Source organism: Candidatus Tisiphia endosymbiont of Metellina segmentata (genome assembly GCF_964030715.1).
Classification (GTDB): Bacteria; Pseudomonadota; Alphaproteobacteria; order Rickettsiales; family Rickettsiaceae; genus Tisiphia.
This window is the reverse complement of the sequence record NZ_OZ034919.1, coordinates 13,670-29,573: the sequence shown is the minus strand read 5'-3', so window position 1 is coordinate 29,573 and position 15,904 is coordinate 13,670. Positions and strand designations below refer to the sequence as shown.

Here is a 15,904-nt window from a genome sequence, read left to right as displayed (position 1 = left end):
AATTGCTCTTTCGAAACTCGCTTGTGCTGAGGGATTTGAAGGAAACGCTTCATCTCAAACCGCAGCGTATACTGCTCGTAAATGAATAGTTGGTAGACGATAGTATAACTTCAAGAAGAGCTAAGCAGTAGCAAAGTCGAGCAGCGTAGCGTACATGAGTAACTAGGCAGCTTCGATCTTTGGTCGCGGGAACGCCAATTCTTGAAGTTCTACCTGAGTATACTCTAATTCCGTTACGGATTCGAGTACCGCATCATTGTCCAAATCACCAGCAGAAGTAGAGTTTCGAAGGAGGTCTAATGTACTAAAGTAATTTTTACCGGAAGCTTATCAGATAACTTTAACCAAATTTTATCAGTAGTATAAATTTCCATATTATAATAACTACCAGTTGCTATGCATGCTCTGTCACCTAAAGATAAACCATAATCTTTTGTTAAACTTATTAACTTGCCTGCTTTGATACTTATACTTTCAGAAAATGGTATGATGTCTGGAACTATATCTGTTATAATTGTATCAATTTCATTTTCTTTTATATTAGATCTAGTTAAGACAGAAACTAATTCACTTAAATTAACTGATGATAAGGCACTACTTGCAATAACATCCTCTAATATTTTATAACCTGATTCTTGTTTTAATAAGGCAATGATTGCAGATGTATCTAATAAAAATTTCTTAGTCTTGATTAGAGATTTAGAACTTGTTTGCATCTTCGTTCCTCATCAGTTTTAGCTCTTTTTGTAAATCAATATTCTTGTATTTACTTAAAATATTTCTAGCTTTTTCTATATTAGCATGATAAGTCGAAACTATTAATTCAGAATCTTTATATTTAATGGACACTTCATCACCAGCTTTAAGATGCAGTTTTTTTCTAATTTTAGCGGGGATAGCAAGTCTCCCATTACTATCTATATAACTTTTTAATGCTGTCATAATATATACCGATAATGTTAAGATTAATATAAAGATACAACTATATACATAGTAACTAAAATTATAAAAATGGTCAATTTAATAAATACTAGATAAATACTAATTCTAATAATCCTGCTTTTTAGTCTAATTTTTTAATTTTAGATTTCTAATAAGCGAGTTTGCCAAAGATATCTATTAATAAAATTTACTTTGCTATAAGCCGGATACATGACTGCATTCGATTTTTAGGTCGCGGGAATCTTAATTCTTGAAGTTCTACCTGAATATGCTAAAGAACCTAAGCAAGGGGTAGATATGTTTGTTGCTTATCAGAATAAGTAAAAATTTGCCCAGTTTTTATATCAAAAAACCATAAATGAATAGTTAGCTCTTTCTTGGTCACTAGTTTATTAATCCATGGAAACGTCATACAATTTTGATGTGATTGTTTAAGTGCTAATTTTGTATAATCATCAGCATTATGATGTCTAAAATTAGGTGTTTTTATCAGAGAAACCCAGTTGGTTATAAAATCATTCTGCACTCTATCGTCACTATTTAATAATTCTTGAATTCCTCCACATTGGCTATGTCCTAATACAATTAAGTGTTCAACTTTCAAAAAGCATATTCCAAACTCTAAGGCAGCACTTGTGCCATGATGAGATCCATCTTTTTCGTAAGGAGGAACAATATTTGCTACATTACGTACAACAAATAAATCCCCTGGATCACATTGTAGTATTAATGCCGGATCTACTCGTGCATCACAACAAGCAACCACCATAATCTTTGGTTGTTGACCATCACGGGATAGACTCTGCATAATAGATTTATTACCATAAGCATATTTTTTTCTAAATAGCTGATAGCCTTTTAGTATTTTTTCAAAACTTTGTTGCATATATACTGCTCGTAAATGAAGAGTTGGTAGACGAAGGTCAACTTCAAGAAGAGCTAGGAGTGTCAAAGTCGAGCAGCGGAGCGTACATTAGTACGTGAGCAGCGGAGATCTTTAGACACGACAACGCCAATTCTTGAAGTTCACCGAGTATATGACCCTCAAGACGTCACTACAATTATAGCAGATATTTTTCAAGCACTAATAGATTTTAAATTTTTGTAGGCATACCATCCCAACGTTTTATTAAATCAGTATTAATATCAAAAATATCAAGAACCCGCGAAATTGAATAATTTATCATGTCATCCAAGGTTTTAGGTAAACTATAAAAAGCAGGTACTGGAGGTGCAATTATCCCGCCATAATTCGTTACTTTTAACATATTTTCTAAATGACCTAGATGTAAAGGAGTCTCTCTTATCATCAACACCAGTTTTCTTCGTTCTTTTAGTGTAACCCCTGCTGCTCTACTGATTAAATTATTCTCAATACTGCCAGCAATTGATGCAAGAGTTCTCATGCTACATGGAGCTATGAGCATACCAAATGTCCTAAAAGCACCGCAAGAAACCCTAGCACCAATATCAGAAAGATTGTAACAGTAATCTGCTAGATCTTTTACTTGTTCTATGGAATAATTCGTCTCATGTAATATGGTAAGATGAGCAGATTTTGAAATAATTAGATGACTCTCAATATTTATCTGCCTCAGAATCTCAAGTAACCTTATACCATATATTGCTCCAGAAGCTCCAGAGATTGCCACAAGCAATTTTTTTTTATTATCGCTAGTCATAGCTATATTTTTTCCTTTCAAAGTGTATTTGCTTATATTAAAATGATGCTTGGTTTACAAAAAACCAAGCTTTTAACTGATTATGGAGTTTACAGATGAGTCTCATGAGCCACATACAAAGTTTACAAAAAAAACATAATGATTTAGAAAGACTAATAAATACCGGATTTTTGCATTTGCAAGATAATACTAAAGTCAGGCAGTTAAAGAAACAAAAATTAATATTAAAAGATAAAATTCTATTGCTATATAAAGGTTTCACCAAGAATGCTACTATCTCTCAGAAGTAAAGGATTAGTTATTATTTTGTCTTCGCCCTCGGCTACTGGTAAATCTAGCTTAGCTAAAGCAGTTTTAAAAATCGACAGTAATCTTAGATTATCCATTTCTGCAACTACTAGAAGGCCAAGAACAGATGAAGTTGATGGAGTAAGTTACTATTTCAAGACCAAAGAGGAATTTAATAAATTAATTGAGCAAGATGCATTTCTTGAATATGCAAATATTTACAATAATTATTATGGAACACCTAAAAAAGTTGTAGAAGACTTACTAAGTCAAGGGTTAGATGTTTTGTTTGATATAGATTGGCAAGGTACAAAGCTAATAAAAAAAACCTTGCCAAATGTAATTACAATTTTTATTTTGCCACCGAGTCTTAGTATTTTGCAACAACGAATTAAAAATAGAGGGCAAGATAGTAAAGAATCAATAAAGTTGCGTGTGAAATTGGCTACTAAAGAAGTGTATTATGCCAAACAATATGATTACGTGGTTATTAACGATGATTTTGATACCACTCTTGAAACAATATATTCTATAATCACTGCTGAGCGATCAAAAAGAATAAGACTTGATTTAGGCAAGTTTTATAATGATTGGCATGACCAACTCTGATGTTATCCCACAACTGTTGAAAATTTACAAATATACTCGGTGAACTTCAAGAATTGGCGTTGTCGTGTCTAAAGATCTCCGCTGCTCACGTACTAATGTACGCTCCGCTGCTCGACTTTGACACTCCTAGCTCTTCTTGAAGTTGACCTTCGTCTACCAACTCTTCATTTACGAGCAGTATACCTATACCACAGCGTCTATTAGCGAGCGTAAGCGAAGCAATCTAGGAAACAACCTATAGATAAATGATGTTACTGGATTGCTTCGTCGGTCTTACAACCCTCCTTGCTAATAGACGTATAGAGAAGATGTATTTATTTACTAACTTTCGACAGTTATGGACGTTATTCCAAACAGCAGAGTTTACTATTACCCACAAATATTTATAGGGTTAGCCAACCGCCAACCTTGGATTAGTTAGACAAAATTTCTCTCTAACGGTTCTACATTATTTATTTCTTTTATAAATTGCTCTTGTATTGTTTGCAAGTTATCTTGAAAATTATCCCAAAAATTTTTAATTTCTTGTTCGTAAGCAACCAGTTCAGACATAGTCCAATTAAATTGTTCAAAAAGTTTATATAAATTATTTAGTCCGATGTGCAGAACAATTATATTAAGTAATTCTGGAGAAAATAATTTTTTTATCCTTGATTCTTGTGCTTCTTTATATTCACCATGATTAGCGATGCCAAACTCTGCTATATCATGCATTTGACTAGTCCGTACTTGTATTTCCACATTACGTCTAGATATACCAATAGTAGTCACAATATGCAAGGAACTATAGCCGTTATCTTTGGGATTAACAATATAGTCTTTATATTTTTCATGGTTACTAGGATATATATCATTAATAATATCCAGTACTTTATAACAGTCTTCTAGCGTATCAACTATAATTCTAAAAGCAATGAGGTCAGTTAATTGATAAAAACCAATACCTTTTCTTACCAATTTCTTTACGATAGAATAAGGGTCTTTTAATCTGCAAGATATCTTCGCTACTATAGAATTCTCTTGCAATTTAGTACTAATAATATCAGTGATATTGTGTAAATTATCAATATCCTCGTATAACATAAAATGCACACTGTTACTTATAATTATTGATTTAGATTATTATATATACTTTACTATCAAGAATTCGCAAGTATTTACGAAGGCAATTCTTCAAAAGCATCGAATATACCTGTAATATTAATAAAAACTATTACCCTGTCAAGATCAAATTATTAATTTATAAATAAGAAAGATTTTCCAAATGATATAATTTGTTAAACAATTTTTATATCGAATTGAGATTAATGTACTTAGTGTTTAGTTATTTTATGTTATTATACAATCAGTTGATTTGAATTTGCTATGTTATAGAGAGGATAGGGTGAGAGTTTTAGTAGTAGGTGCTAATGGTTTTATTGGTTCATATATCACCGCTGAGTTATTAAAAGATAATCATGATGTAGTTTGTGCAGTTAGAGATATAAAAGCTACTAAAAGAAAATTTCCTAACCTAGAAATTTTAGCTTGTGATTTTAACAATGATACTGATCAACAAAAGTGGCTTAACAATTTACAAAATATTGATGTAGTCATTAATGTATCCGGAGTGTTAACTTCAACTAATAACAACAAAATAGAGAATGTTCATTTCTTTGGTCCAAAAGCTTTATTTGATGCATGTATTTTAGCTAAAGTAAAAAGAATTATTCATATTTCAGCTCTTGGTATAGATAATGAGAAAACTACTGACTATGCTATAACAAAGAAAAAAATTGACAATTATTTAAAAACTTTAAAAAATATTGATTGGGTGATTTTACAACCATCGCTTGTGTATACAAGTGGTTGTTATGGCGGTACTTCATTATTTAGATCTCTTTCAGCTTTACCTTGGTTTATTCCTTTAATAGGAGATGGATCACAACAATTTCAACCCATACATATGGATGACTTAACTAAAGTGGTTGTTAATTGCACTAAAAGAGAAGGAAAAATTTGTAGAGTATTAAAAATAGTTGGTCCAGAAATAGTTACAGTAAAAGATATATTGATTAATTTTAGGAGCTGGCTTGGTCTAGATCCTGCCAAACTAATAAAGATTCCTTTAACATTCATTAGAATTGCAGCTAAGTTAGGAGACTTTTTTAGTATAGGGCCACTTAATAGCACTTCATATAATATGTTATTACAACCAAATATTGCCGATAAGAAAGATTTTATCAATTTTACTTCTGTCGTTCCAAGAAATTTTGAGCAAGGATTAGCCACTGAACCTCTTACTGTCCAATCACTATGGCATGCAAGACTTTTTTTGTTGAAACCACTATTAAAAATCATTTTAGGTTTATTTTGGATTATGACAGGCGTCATTACGGGGGTTTTTACTTCAGAACGAGGTCTGAAAATAATAACAGAGTTAGGATTTAGCAAGCAAATAGCACAAATTATGTTATATTCAAGCTGTCTTGCTGATATAATTCTTGGAACTCTAATGATTATTAAGCCAAGAATTATAGGAGTATGTATACTACAGATTTTATTAATGCTAGCTTATACATTTTCTCTAACCTTTCTTAAGCCTGATTTATGGCTAGAACCCTTGGGGGTACTGACTAAAAATATTCCTATAATACTTCTTACTCTTGTCTTACTTGCTATAGAAAAGGATAAATAATGGATTGGTATTCTGTCGTCAAAACTATTCATATCATTAGCTCCACTATTTTGTTTGGTACAGGTATTGGTATTGCTTTTTTTATGTGGTGGGCGAATAAAACCGGGGATTTAGCAGCCAAAATTTATGCAGCACGTACTACGGTTATTGCCGATTTTCTCTTTACTACCACTAGTGCTATTATTCAACCAATTAGCGGCATAATATTAATCAATATAGTTGGATATGATTTCTTTGATTTATGGCTTGTTCTAACTTATTTAGGATATGCTATTACAGGAGCATGTTGGCTACCAGTAGTATGGATTCAAATACAATTACGGAATATTGCAGTCAGAACATTAAAAAATAATGAGCAATTACCAGCACAGTATTATAAATTATTTAATTTATGGTTTTATCTTGGCTGGCCAGCATTTATCAGCCTAGTTATTATTTTCTTTTTAATGGTTTTTAAGCCGATGTAAAATACGCGAATTCGGGATAAGAATTGACAAATTCTTATCCCAAATTCGCATATAAACGTACACTAGGAATTAGAAATGAAAATAGCTACTTGGAATATTAATTCTATAAGAATAAGACTACAACATTTACGGGACTTTTTAACAGAAGTAGATCCAGACATTGTTTTGTTACAAGAAATCAAGTGTGAGACTGATAAGTTTCCTTTTGATGAACTATCAGATCTAGCATATAATTTCTATGTGTATGGTCAGAAATCCTATAATGGTGTAGCTATCTTATCAAAGTTTCCAGCTGATGAAGTGGTAAAAGACTTTCCAGGTATTAATTGTACTAATCAAGCACGGATTATAGAAATATCTCTACAAACTCCTATAGGTTTTTGTAGTATCACTTCATTATATGCACCTAACGGTTCATTGGTAGGTAGTGATAAATTTAAAATGAAATTAGAATTTTATGATAATTTAATTAATTACTTCGAATCCAAAAGAACTCTTGATACTAAGGTGATAGTTGGAGGAGATTTTAATATTGCTCCTTTTGATATTGACGTATACTCAGCAAAAGAGTTACAAAATACTACTTGTTTTACTAATGAAGAAAAACAACGATTGAGAATTATTTTAAATTCTAGTTTTGAGGATTTATATAGATTATCAAATCCTACTAAGCAAGAATTTTCTTGGTGGGATTATAGAGCAGGTTGCTTTGAACAAAATAAAGGTATGCGTATTGATATGATACTTGCATCAAGCAATGTTGCAGATTATCTAAATGATTGCTACATGCATTATAATCTACGAACTAAAATTAAGCCTTCTGATCATATACCCGTTGTTGCTATCATTAGTCAGAACGCCCTCGCAAAGCGAGGGGCTTGACGGTTATGAGCAGCCCAAAGGGCTGCCATTGTTAATTAAAATTCTCCTGATTCGTCAGAGCCTAAACTATCAAGTTGCTCTTGATTCTTAATGTAGTGTTTGATCTGATTCTCTTCAAATCCTACAGTTGAGACCGCATAACCTCTAGCCCACAACTTTTCTCCATTAAAATTACGTTTTCGTCCACCAAACTGCCTAGCAACGGCTATAGCACTTTTCCCCTTGATATAGCCTATTACTTCAGCTACAGAATATTTAGGAGGAATCTTGATGAGCATATGCACATGATCTTGTACCATATGCCCCTCTATGATCTTTCTCCCACGTTGAAAAGCTAACTCATGGAATACGTTCCCAAGATATTTTCTAACCTTCCCGTACAATTCTTTTTTACGACACTTTGGAATAAACACAATATGATATTTGCAATCCCATTTAGAATGATTTAAACTTTCGTATGTTGTCATATATTTTCTCCTTTGACCGTCAAGCCAAAGAAGTTATATATGATAACTTTTTATTTTATACTAAATCTAAAGGCCAAGCCTTGATGGTCTCACTAGTCAAACTAGTGGCTTACCTATCATTGAGTTAGATTTGGCTTAATTGAGCAAATTAGTGAAGATAGAAATAATCAAATATTTAGATTACATGATGCTATTAAAGAGGAATTATTAAATATTGCTGGTAAAAAATTAAATCAACAAAATGTTAATTTATTATTGGATGAGTTTAATAATTATATACCGGAAGCAATAAATAAAAGAGTAGAAGTTATTACTAAAAGTGACTTTTTAGAAAGTAATTTAGAAATTTTATTAAATAATGCCGATAACTATAATGCTGATATATATAAAATCATTGAATTAAGAGAAAAATTACTATGGTATTATACCAATTGCAATAATTAACACGGTGTATTTATCCAGTCTCTATACATAATTGATTTTACTAAATCTACATTATGAGCAAATTGATTCCAAGCGTAACAAGCCATAGTGACGATATCTTCATATACACCATAACATTGGTTAGACAAGAAATGATTTTTGATCCATTCCCAAACTTGTTCCATTGCATTAAGTTCCGGTGCATAGGGCGGAAGCGGTATCAAAGTGATATTGCTTGGCACAGTTAGTTTTTTGGCTGTGTGCCAACCTGCATTATCCGTTAGTAAAGCTATATGTCGGTTGCCTTGAATACTGCGAGAAAGGTCTTCTAAGAATTTATTCATTGCCTGTGTATTTGCATATGGTAAAATTAATGCAAAAGCTTCTCCTGTATCATGGCAAGCAGCTCCATAAATATATGTTGAAATGAATTGCTGTTGCCGAACTTTACGGGGTCTAGTGCCACGCTTAGCCCATATACGAGTTAAGCTACCTTGTTGCCCAACTCGAGTTTCATCCTGAGACCATATATCAACTTTACATCTATCGATATTTTTTGGTAATAATTCTGTTAGCATGTCTGGGAAGTTTTTTTATATGTATTTTGAGTCTCTTGATTTGACTTTGGATGCATTGAACGAGAAGTAATCCAGCTAAAACCAAGGCGGTGCATAGTATTGTAGACTGTTTTTAAAGTACATTTAGCACCATATTCCTCAAGTAACATGATATGTAGCTCCTTTCCAGTTATATACCCACCAGTTTTACTTTCACTGAGCGTATTGATTTTATCAAAAAGAGCAGACTCTTGTATAGTGTTAATCTTCCTAGGGGCACCGCTTCTTTGTGATTCAAATAATCCTTCAAAACCATGATTCCTAAATCTTCTGAGCCATGATTGCACAGTTTTCCAGTGTGACTTCACTATTTCAGATATGGCTTTAAAAGATTTGCCTAATTGAAGGTAATACATCGCCAATAAACGTATACGATTTCGACCATGCGGCTCATGTTTCATCATTTTTATAAAATCATGACCATGAAAACCTTGCGGTAATATTAACCTAGCCATTTGAGTACCTTTATCAGGTAAAAACCCATTTTACACCACTGCGTTAATTATTGCAATTGGTATTATTTAATAGGTCAGCGTCAAGATGATAATGCAAAAAAAATGGTCGATTGGTTTAAGAACAAGGCATCAAATATTAGTTTATTGTTTCGTAGCGATAAAGAAAAAGCTGTGTATAGTGGTTACCTAACTTTTATAGGAGGGTATGAATATATTATTAACCAACCAATAAATATTGTAATGAAATATTTAGATCAAGCAGAACAAATTGCTCAAAAACTAGCAAATTACGATGAGTTAAAGTCATACATTTATTCTCAGAAAGCTAGTATACAAATTGTCGTAGGAGATATTAAAAATGCTAAAGAAAATATAAGGAAAGCAGAGAAAGCTCGTCCTGATACTCTTAAAACATTTTTAGGAGTTGGACTAGTAGAATATAATAAATCTAGGATTCTTGTGGCAGAAGGTAAATATCAAGAAGCTTTAAATATGTTATTGATTGATATAGAAAGTAGTGTAGCTAAGAATAGTATGTGCTTAGCAGCTGAACATATAATGCAAGCTAGAATATTGAATTATATGCAAAAGTTTGAAGCCGCTTATGATGTCATTAATAATAAAGTATATAAACATCTAAGCAATAAGAAGAATACAAAAATTCTTGTAGGTATTTTGTCTCCAACTTTAACTGAACTATCTAGGGCTAAGTTAGGTATAGGTAAAAAAGAAGAGGCACTAACCCACGCGATAGAAGCAGTAAATCTTCTTGTAGAAGATAAGAAAAGGAATAATAAATTAAATGATTTAGATAATTCAAAAGATATATTTCTTGCCAATGCTTTAGTAGCAAAAGGTGATGCATTGAGTGCTATAGGCAAAGCAGAAGAAGCCATGAGTACATATAGATTAGTTAAAAATATCTACTGGAATATCTATGGGATAAAAAATCTTGGCAACATGGATAATGTTAGTTACTTATTTGCTCAAGCAGCTAAAACAGCTAAAAGCCTTCCTGATAAATCTGAAGGTTTTATACAATGTTCTTATTTTTATGGAATGTTGGTAAGATATTTTGGACCAAAATACCCAAGAAGTCAGGAGATAAAAGGTATATGCAACTAATTTTTACATATACTATGTTACTTTTTATAATGTTGTTGGATAAGCCATTTTATGTGGATATTATCCGCATGAGTCAAATTTAGATCCATGGAATATTTATAAACTTCTCTTATTAGTTTCAAAAAATTATTAGGTTTTATTGTGTATTTATCACATATGGGAGTTATTTCTACAATAACTTTCTTGCAAGTATCCAATAAAAGAGTAAGGTTAACATTCTCCTCTTTGTCATCTTCATGTAAAAATTCTTCTATGTCTACATTTAGTGCGTCAGCCAAAGATTTTAGGATATCTATACGGGGATTGTTAGTAGTACCATGTATAATATTATGTACTACTCGTCCCTTTTTTGCTTTATTTTCTAAATCAACAACTCTCCATTCTCTCTCTTTGAGAAGTCTCTCAAGATTCTTTTTTATATTAGCAGCGTTATTAGACATAAAAATTTTATAAATGTATGCTAAATACAGTAAAATGTATTGCAAAATACAAAACTCTGTAATAATATGGTATTATTATTAAGTTAAGTAATAATATAATTAACTACCTATGGAATTTTTTGAAGTTATATAGGTATGTAAAAATAACAAAGTACCAACTAGTATTCTTCTGAGGTCGCCAAACTTTTAGAGAATACTGGTTAAACTAACAACGTTGTTTAGAACGCAGGTAACTATGCTTATAACACAAAACCATTCTGCGTGCAATAATGTAGATGATAAAAAACAACAAATACTTATTACCAGCACGCTAGAGTCAGGTATTTGGTATTATTATCAGTTAGGGCATTCATTTGATAAGAAATGTAACACAGCTGCTATTGAGATTTTATCTAAGCTGCTTCCCCATCTGTATAATAGTGATATCGGATTACAACTAAATCTCAATTACTTCAAGAGTAAATTCAATGTTGGCAGGTTGCACTGGCAAACCAAGAATGCTGTTAGCCCCAAATTATACCTTGTTGCTTTAATCAATTTTATCAAAAAGTATGTACGGTTCGATTACAGCAATATAATTAGACAACACATAAGGTTTCTTACAATTCGTCACATAGTTCACTTCAATAATTCAAGGCAGAATTATTATGGAATTTGAGAAAGTATGCAACCTAATCATTGTGGCAATAGCTATCGTTTATACAGCAGTGATGTTTTATTTTCTTATAAACTTGGAAAAACAACACTTAGCAAAACAACAAACTCACCAACAGCAGGTTAGTAAAGCAAGTATGGAATCAGAGCAAGCAATAGTTACAAAGCTAATGGTAATAGAAGAAGAGTAATGGTTCAGAACCATTTGGAAGCAAGTGCAGAAAAACGATCTGAATATTTAGAAAAGGTCAGTAAATATGACAAAGAGCAAATGGTATATCTTGATGAGAGTGGTATAGATAGGACTATTTGCCAAGATAGAGGTTGGGGTAAGATAGGAGAATTGTTGGTTGGACAAAAAAGTGGCAAACATTATCAAAGAACTAATATCATAGCTGGTTTGGTAAATAATAAGCCGATAGCACCTTTTGTGTTTAATGGAACTTGTAATACAGAACTATTTAATAATTGGGTTGAAAAATTTTTAATTAAAGAGTTGAAAGCAGGACAGGTTGTAGTAGTGGATAATGCTAGTTTCCATAAATCAAAGAAGATGAAAGAATTAATAGAATCAGTAGGTTGTAATTTTTGGGGTCTGTCAGATTTTTTGTGTAAGTATGATTTCTCCATTTGCCCAATTTTGTAAATTAGTATCACAAAGGATTGCAAATTGATTTAAAGCCATCGCCCAATTCTTAATAGGCATTGTCCATTTTTTAGAGGCATTTGTCAACGCCAAAAAGATTATTTTCTGAATTGATTTGTCATCTGGAAACACTCCTTTATTTTTAATAATTTTACGAATTTGACGGTTAGTGGATTCAATAGCATTAGTAGTGTAAATCGCTTTTCTAATGTCTTCCGGAAAGCTAAAAAATGGAGCTATGCCAGACCAATTTCGTTGCCATATGTCAAAAATAACTGGATATTTTTCATCCCATTTTTTGGCAAAATTTTGTAATTCTCTTAATCCCTCTGCTTCATTTATTGCAGAATAAACTGCCTTTAAATCAGCTGTTACCGATTTTAAATCTTTATATGATACGTATTTTACAGAGTTTCTTATCATATGAACAATACACAACTGCACTATCGTTTTTGGAAAAATGCTATTTATCGCCTCTGGAAAACCCTTAAGACCATCAACACATGCAACATATATTTGTTCAACTCCTCGATTCTTCAGTTCTGTTACTACCTGCATCCAAAATTTAGCACCTTCATTCTTGCCTATCCAAATTCCTAATAGCTCTTTCTTGCCCTCCATATTCACTCCAATAGCTAGATAAACTGCTTTATTTATTATTACATGATTATCTCTTGCCTTAACATGAATACAATCTAAGTACATTATAGGATATACACTATCAAGTGCTCTATTCTGCCATGCAGTAACTTCCTCTAAAATGCCATCAGTTACCTTTGATATTAACTCAGATGATACTTTGGTGGCATATAGTTCTTCTAAGTGCCCTTGTATTTCTCGAATAGTCATTCCCCTAGCATATAAAGATATTACTTTATCATCAAATCCTTCAAATCTCCGTACTCCTTTTGGAATTAGTTGAGGTTCAAATTCTCCTTCCCGATCCCTTGGTACTTCTACTACCAATTTACGACCCTCAGGATCTATTAGAGTCTTTTCATAATTGCCATTACGTCTATTATCTGACTCCTTGGTATTCTTAGAATGCTTCTCATAACCTATATGAGATTCCATTTCTTTTTCTAAAATCTTATTTACTATCTGCTTTTTAATTTCCTGAAATATTCCTTCTTTGCCAAATATCTCAGATGGATCACTTTGTGATAGTATTTCTGATACTACTTTTTCTATAGTCGGATTTGATACTTTACTCTTATTCTTCATATTAGCCTCATGTAAGTTGTTTTAATTAATTTTATTCTTAACTATTTTTATAACTTACACAAACTTTCTGACACCCTCACTTTTTGAGAATTATATCTCAAATTATCTAAATTTTTGTCTAGACAAAGGAGACCACCTTAATCCTTCCATTGTAAACATCAAGGCACTATGCACAATCAGCCCCATTTTATGTTTTGTATAAGACTTTGAGACGCTACCAAGCCCTTTAGTTTTAATATGAGAATCAAAATCTAGGTATGTTGTATCCTGAACTGAAAATACAAACTCATTACCTTTAATCCTTTCTTGTGTTTCTTTATAATGTGAATAATAAATTCCCGCTGGATCAAATTTTTTATTGCTAAATAATCTATACGCTCCTTTAGCCTCTTTCCAACTTCTGCAACTTTGATTTATTGAACTAGAAGCTTTGCTTTCTATAAGTGAGCTAGTTTTAATAAGCCTTTTTATAAGTCTTTGATCTCCAAAGTTAACATGCCTAAATTCCCTTTCTAACCACTTATCACCTAAGTTGTAAGCATTAGATAACGCTTGCATATTCCTCATTCTTTCCCCTTCTTATATTTTAAGTATATAATACCAATTGCAATAATTAACACGGTGTATTTATCCAGTCTCTATACATAATTGATTTTACTAAATCTACATTATGAGCAAATTGATTCCAAGCGTAACAAGCCATAGTGACGATATCTTCATATACACCATAACATTGGTTAGACAAGAAATGATTTTTGATCCATGCCCAAACTTGTTCCATTGCATTAAGTTCCGGTGCATAGGGAGGAAGCGGTATCAAAGTGATATTGCTTGGCACAGTTAGTTTTTTGGCTGTGTGCCAACCTGCATTATCCGTTAGTAAAGCTATATGTCGGTTGCCTTGAATACTGCGAGAAAGGTCTTCTAAGAATTTATTCATTGCCTGTGTATTTGCATATGGTAAAATTAATGCAAAAGCTTCTCCTGTATCATGGCAAGCAGCTCCATAAATATATGTTGAAATGAATTGCTGTTGCCGAACTTTACGGGGTCTAGTGCCACGCTTAGCCCATATACGAGTTAAGCTACCTTGTTGCCCAACTCGAGTTTCATCCTGAGACCATATATCAACTTTACATCTATCGATATTTTTTGGTAATAATTCTGTTAGCATGTCTGGGAAGTTTTTTTATATGTATTTTGAGTCTCTTGATTTGACTTTGGATGCATTGAACGAGAAGTAATCCAGCTAAAACCAAGGCGGTGCATAGTATTGTAGACTGTTTTTAAAGTACATTTAGCACCATATTCCTCAAGTAACATGATATGTAGCTCCTTTCCAGTTATATACCCACCAGTTTTACTTTCACTGAGCGTATTGATTTTATCAAAAAGAGCAGACTCTTGTATAGTGTTAATCTTCCTAGGGGCACCGCTTCTTTATGATTCAAATAATCCTTCAAAACCATGATTCCTAAATCTTCTGAGCCATGATTGCACAGTTTTCCAGTGTGACTTCACTATTTCAGATATGGCTTTAAAAGATTTGCCTAATTGAAGGTAATACATCGCCAATAAACGTATACGATTTCGACCATGCGGCTCATGTTTCATCATTTTTATAAAATCATGACCATGAAAACCTTGCGGTAATATTAACCTAGCCATTTGAGTACCTTTATCAGTTAAAAACCCATTTTACACCACTGCGTTAATTATTGCAATTGGTATAATTCAATATTATTTTATACTTAATTTTATATTTGTGGGTAAAAGTAAGACTTAAATCCAATAGAAAAATTTTGGGCTAATATGAAAAAATGGATTAAAAATGAGATAACAGAAACTAGTAAATTATTTGAAGCTATTTCTATGTTCTTTGTCACCTAATTCAATGTATTTTACTATACCAACAATAGCCTACTGATATATGCAATAAAATAATTCGTTGTTTGAAGCTATCAGGATAATGTACTAGGTTCAAAAGAGGATTGAAACCGTGAGGAGAAGATTAAGCTGTAAATATCATGCGGTTAGAGGCTAGGCTTGAGTGGTATGGTTAACATATGTGTACTACTGATAAATGTCGTAATTATTAAAAAGCCAAAGATGTTGATAGGCTTTGTCCAAAAGGAAAGTGATCGGGATAACATTTTGTAGTTTAATGTTACGTATACCAATAATCACCGGTAGAGAGGTAGAACCTAACCCATCTATATCATATACACGGAACATGGTACTTAACTTGACGATGTCTATAATTTTTATCTAGACAAATAGCACTACCTTAAGTTATACTTTAATTA

Annotated in this window: 23 protein-coding genes; 9 read left to right on the top strand and 14 right to left on the bottom strand. The window is 32.2% G+C overall.

The genetic code is table 11. From position 1 onward, the window contains the following. Window positions 1-296 precede the first annotated feature (296 nt). From AAHM80_RS00195 to AAHM80_RS00180, 4 genes are all read right to left on the bottom strand, one after another. The gene (locus tag AAHM80_RS00195; RefSeq protein ID WP_341747932.1) at window positions 297-716 is read right to left on the bottom strand and encodes a type II toxin-antitoxin system VapC family toxin; all 420 of its coding nucleotides are present in this window, start codon (window positions 714-716) and stop codon (window positions 297-299) included. Beyond that, a complete protein-coding gene (locus AAHM80_RS00190) occupies window positions 700-942 on the bottom strand; it encodes an AbrB/MazE/SpoVT family DNA-binding domain-containing protein (RefSeq protein ID WP_341747931.1) in 243 nt (80 codons plus the stop codon). Before AAHM80_RS00190 ends, AAHM80_RS00195 begins: the two co-directional genes overlap by 17 nt. Window positions 943-1,222: 280 nt before the next feature. Beyond that, window positions 1,223-1,828: a carbonic anhydrase gene (locus AAHM80_RS00185; RefSeq protein WP_342259927.1), complete on the bottom strand. Its 606-nt coding sequence runs from the start codon at window positions 1,826-1,828 to the stop codon at window positions 1,223-1,225. Window positions 1,829-2,036: 208 nt separating this feature from the next. After that, window positions 2,037-2,624: a UbiX family flavin prenyltransferase gene (locus tag AAHM80_RS00180; protein WP_341747929.1), complete on the bottom strand. Its 588-nt coding sequence runs from the start codon at window positions 2,622-2,624 to the stop codon at window positions 2,037-2,039. A 95-nt stretch (window positions 2,625-2,719) separates the two neighbouring features. Here AAHM80_RS00180 and AAHM80_RS08555 point away from each other — a divergent pair, with 95 nt between their 5' ends. Then, entirely contained in the window at window positions 2,720-2,914 is a 195-nt protein-coding gene (locus AAHM80_RS08555; RefSeq protein WP_341762615.1) for a DUF465 domain-containing protein, read from the top strand. Next, complete coding sequence (gene gmk, locus AAHM80_RS00175; RefSeq protein WP_342259926.1) at window positions 2,892-3,521, top strand: guanylate kinase; 630 nt, start codon at window positions 2,892-2,894, stop codon at window positions 3,519-3,521. The genes AAHM80_RS08555 and gmk overlap by 23 nt, the downstream gene beginning before the upstream one ends. Window positions 3,522-3,938: 417 nt before the next feature. Here gmk and AAHM80_RS00170 read toward each other — a convergent pair whose 3' ends face one another. After that, a complete protein-coding gene (locus AAHM80_RS00170) occupies window positions 3,939-4,604 on the bottom strand; it encodes a bifunctional (p)ppGpp synthetase/guanosine-3',5'-bis(diphosphate) 3'-pyrophosphohydrolase (RefSeq protein ID WP_342259925.1) in 666 nt (221 codons plus the stop codon). A 301-nt stretch (window positions 4,605-4,905) separates the two neighbouring features. Between AAHM80_RS00170 and AAHM80_RS00165 the strand changes: the two genes are divergently transcribed. The 3 genes from AAHM80_RS00165 to xth all read left to right on the top strand — a co-directional run bounded on the left by AAHM80_RS00165 (window position 4,906) and on the right by xth (window position 7,547). Next, window positions 4,906-6,198, top strand: a complete 1,293-nt coding sequence (locus AAHM80_RS00165) for an NAD(P)H-binding protein (RefSeq protein ID WP_342259924.1) — start codon at window positions 4,906-4,908, stop codon at window positions 6,196-6,198. Then, on the top strand, window positions 6,198-6,665 hold the full coding sequence (locus tag AAHM80_RS00160; protein WP_341755485.1) for a DUF2269 domain-containing protein: 468 nt from the start codon (window positions 6,198-6,200) through the stop codon (window positions 6,663-6,665). The genes AAHM80_RS00165 and AAHM80_RS00160 overlap by 1 nt, the downstream gene beginning before the upstream one ends. 75 nt (window positions 6,666-6,740) lie before the next feature. Then, entirely contained in the window at window positions 6,741-7,547 is an 807-nt protein-coding gene (gene xth / locus AAHM80_RS00155) for an exodeoxyribonuclease III (RefSeq protein WP_342259923.1), read from the top strand. Window positions 7,548-7,582: 35 nt separating this feature from the next. On the opposite strand, the gene tnpA is transcribed toward xth, so the two are convergent. Further along, window positions 7,583-8,014: an IS200/IS605 family transposase gene (gene tnpA, locus AAHM80_RS00150; protein ID WP_342259383.1), complete on the bottom strand. Its 432-nt coding sequence runs from the start codon at window positions 8,012-8,014 to the stop codon at window positions 7,583-7,585. Between the two features lie 255 nt (window positions 8,015-8,269). Here tnpA and AAHM80_RS00145 point away from each other — a divergent pair, with 255 nt between their 5' ends. Further along, window positions 8,270-8,458 carry a hypothetical protein gene (locus AAHM80_RS00145; protein WP_342259922.1) on the top strand — a complete coding sequence of 63 codons (189 nt, stop codon included), beginning with the start codon at window positions 8,270-8,272 and terminating at the stop codon, window positions 8,456-8,458. Here the strand turns inward: AAHM80_RS00145 and AAHM80_RS00140 are convergent. Together AAHM80_RS00140 and AAHM80_RS00135 are read right to left on the bottom strand one after the other, a co-directional pair. Further along, entirely contained in the window at window positions 8,455-9,015 is a 561-nt protein-coding gene (locus AAHM80_RS00140; protein WP_342259384.1) for an IS630 family transposase, read from the bottom strand. The genes AAHM80_RS00145 and AAHM80_RS00140 overlap by 4 nt on opposite strands. After that, entirely contained in the window at window positions 9,009-9,509 is a 501-nt protein-coding gene (locus tag AAHM80_RS00135) for a helix-turn-helix domain-containing protein (protein ID WP_342259385.1), read from the bottom strand. The genes AAHM80_RS00140 and AAHM80_RS00135 overlap by 7 nt, the downstream gene beginning before the upstream one ends. Before the next feature lie 102 nt (window positions 9,510-9,611). Between AAHM80_RS00135 and AAHM80_RS00130 the strand changes: the two genes are divergently transcribed. Beyond that, window positions 9,612-10,634, top strand: a complete 1,023-nt coding sequence (locus tag AAHM80_RS00130; RefSeq protein ID WP_342259921.1) for a hypothetical protein — start codon at window positions 9,612-9,614, stop codon at window positions 10,632-10,634. A 17-nt stretch (window positions 10,635-10,651) separates the two neighbouring features. On the opposite strand, the gene AAHM80_RS00125 is transcribed toward AAHM80_RS00130, so the two are convergent. Beyond that, window positions 10,652-11,074: a helix-turn-helix transcriptional regulator gene (locus AAHM80_RS00125; RefSeq protein WP_342259920.1), complete on the bottom strand. Its 423-nt coding sequence runs from the start codon at window positions 11,072-11,074 to the stop codon at window positions 10,652-10,654. A 647-nt stretch (window positions 11,075-11,721) separates the two neighbouring features. Between AAHM80_RS00125 and AAHM80_RS00120 the strand changes: the two genes are divergently transcribed. Beyond that, the gene (locus tag AAHM80_RS00120) at window positions 11,722-11,919 is read left to right on the top strand and encodes a hypothetical protein (protein ID WP_342259919.1); all 198 of its coding nucleotides are present in this window, start codon (window positions 11,722-11,724) and stop codon (window positions 11,917-11,919) included. Further along, entirely contained in the window at window positions 11,919-12,374 is a 456-nt protein-coding gene (locus AAHM80_RS00115) for a transposase (protein ID WP_342259918.1), read from the top strand. Before AAHM80_RS00120 ends, AAHM80_RS00115 begins: the two co-directional genes overlap by 1 nt. Here the strand turns inward: AAHM80_RS00115 and AAHM80_RS00110 are convergent. The 5 genes from AAHM80_RS00110 to AAHM80_RS00090 form a co-directional block, all read right to left on the bottom strand. Next, complete coding sequence (locus AAHM80_RS00110) at window positions 12,327-13,598, bottom strand: IS256 family transposase (RefSeq protein WP_342259917.1); 1,272 nt, start codon at window positions 13,596-13,598, stop codon at window positions 12,327-12,329. The genes AAHM80_RS00115 and AAHM80_RS00110 overlap by 48 nt on opposite strands. Before the next feature lie 102 nt (window positions 13,599-13,700). Beyond that, a complete protein-coding gene (locus AAHM80_RS00105; protein ID WP_342259916.1) occupies window positions 13,701-14,156 on the bottom strand; it encodes a transposase DNA-binding-containing protein in 456 nt (151 codons plus the stop codon). Between the two features lie 55 nt (window positions 14,157-14,211). Beyond that, the gene (locus AAHM80_RS00100) at window positions 14,212-14,772 is read right to left on the bottom strand and encodes an IS630 family transposase (protein WP_342259405.1); all 561 of its coding nucleotides are present in this window, start codon (window positions 14,770-14,772) and stop codon (window positions 14,212-14,214) included. Continuing rightward, a complete protein-coding gene (locus tag AAHM80_RS00095) occupies window positions 14,766-14,921 on the bottom strand; it encodes a helix-turn-helix domain-containing protein (protein ID WP_410521503.1) in 156 nt (51 codons plus the stop codon). The genes AAHM80_RS00100 and AAHM80_RS00095 overlap by 7 nt, the downstream gene beginning before the upstream one ends. Window positions 14,922-15,038: 117 nt before the next feature. Beyond that, complete coding sequence (locus tag AAHM80_RS00090; protein ID WP_342259915.1) at window positions 15,039-15,266, bottom strand: helix-turn-helix domain-containing protein; 228 nt, start codon at window positions 15,264-15,266, stop codon at window positions 15,039-15,041. Window positions 15,267-15,904: the final 638 nt, after the last annotated feature.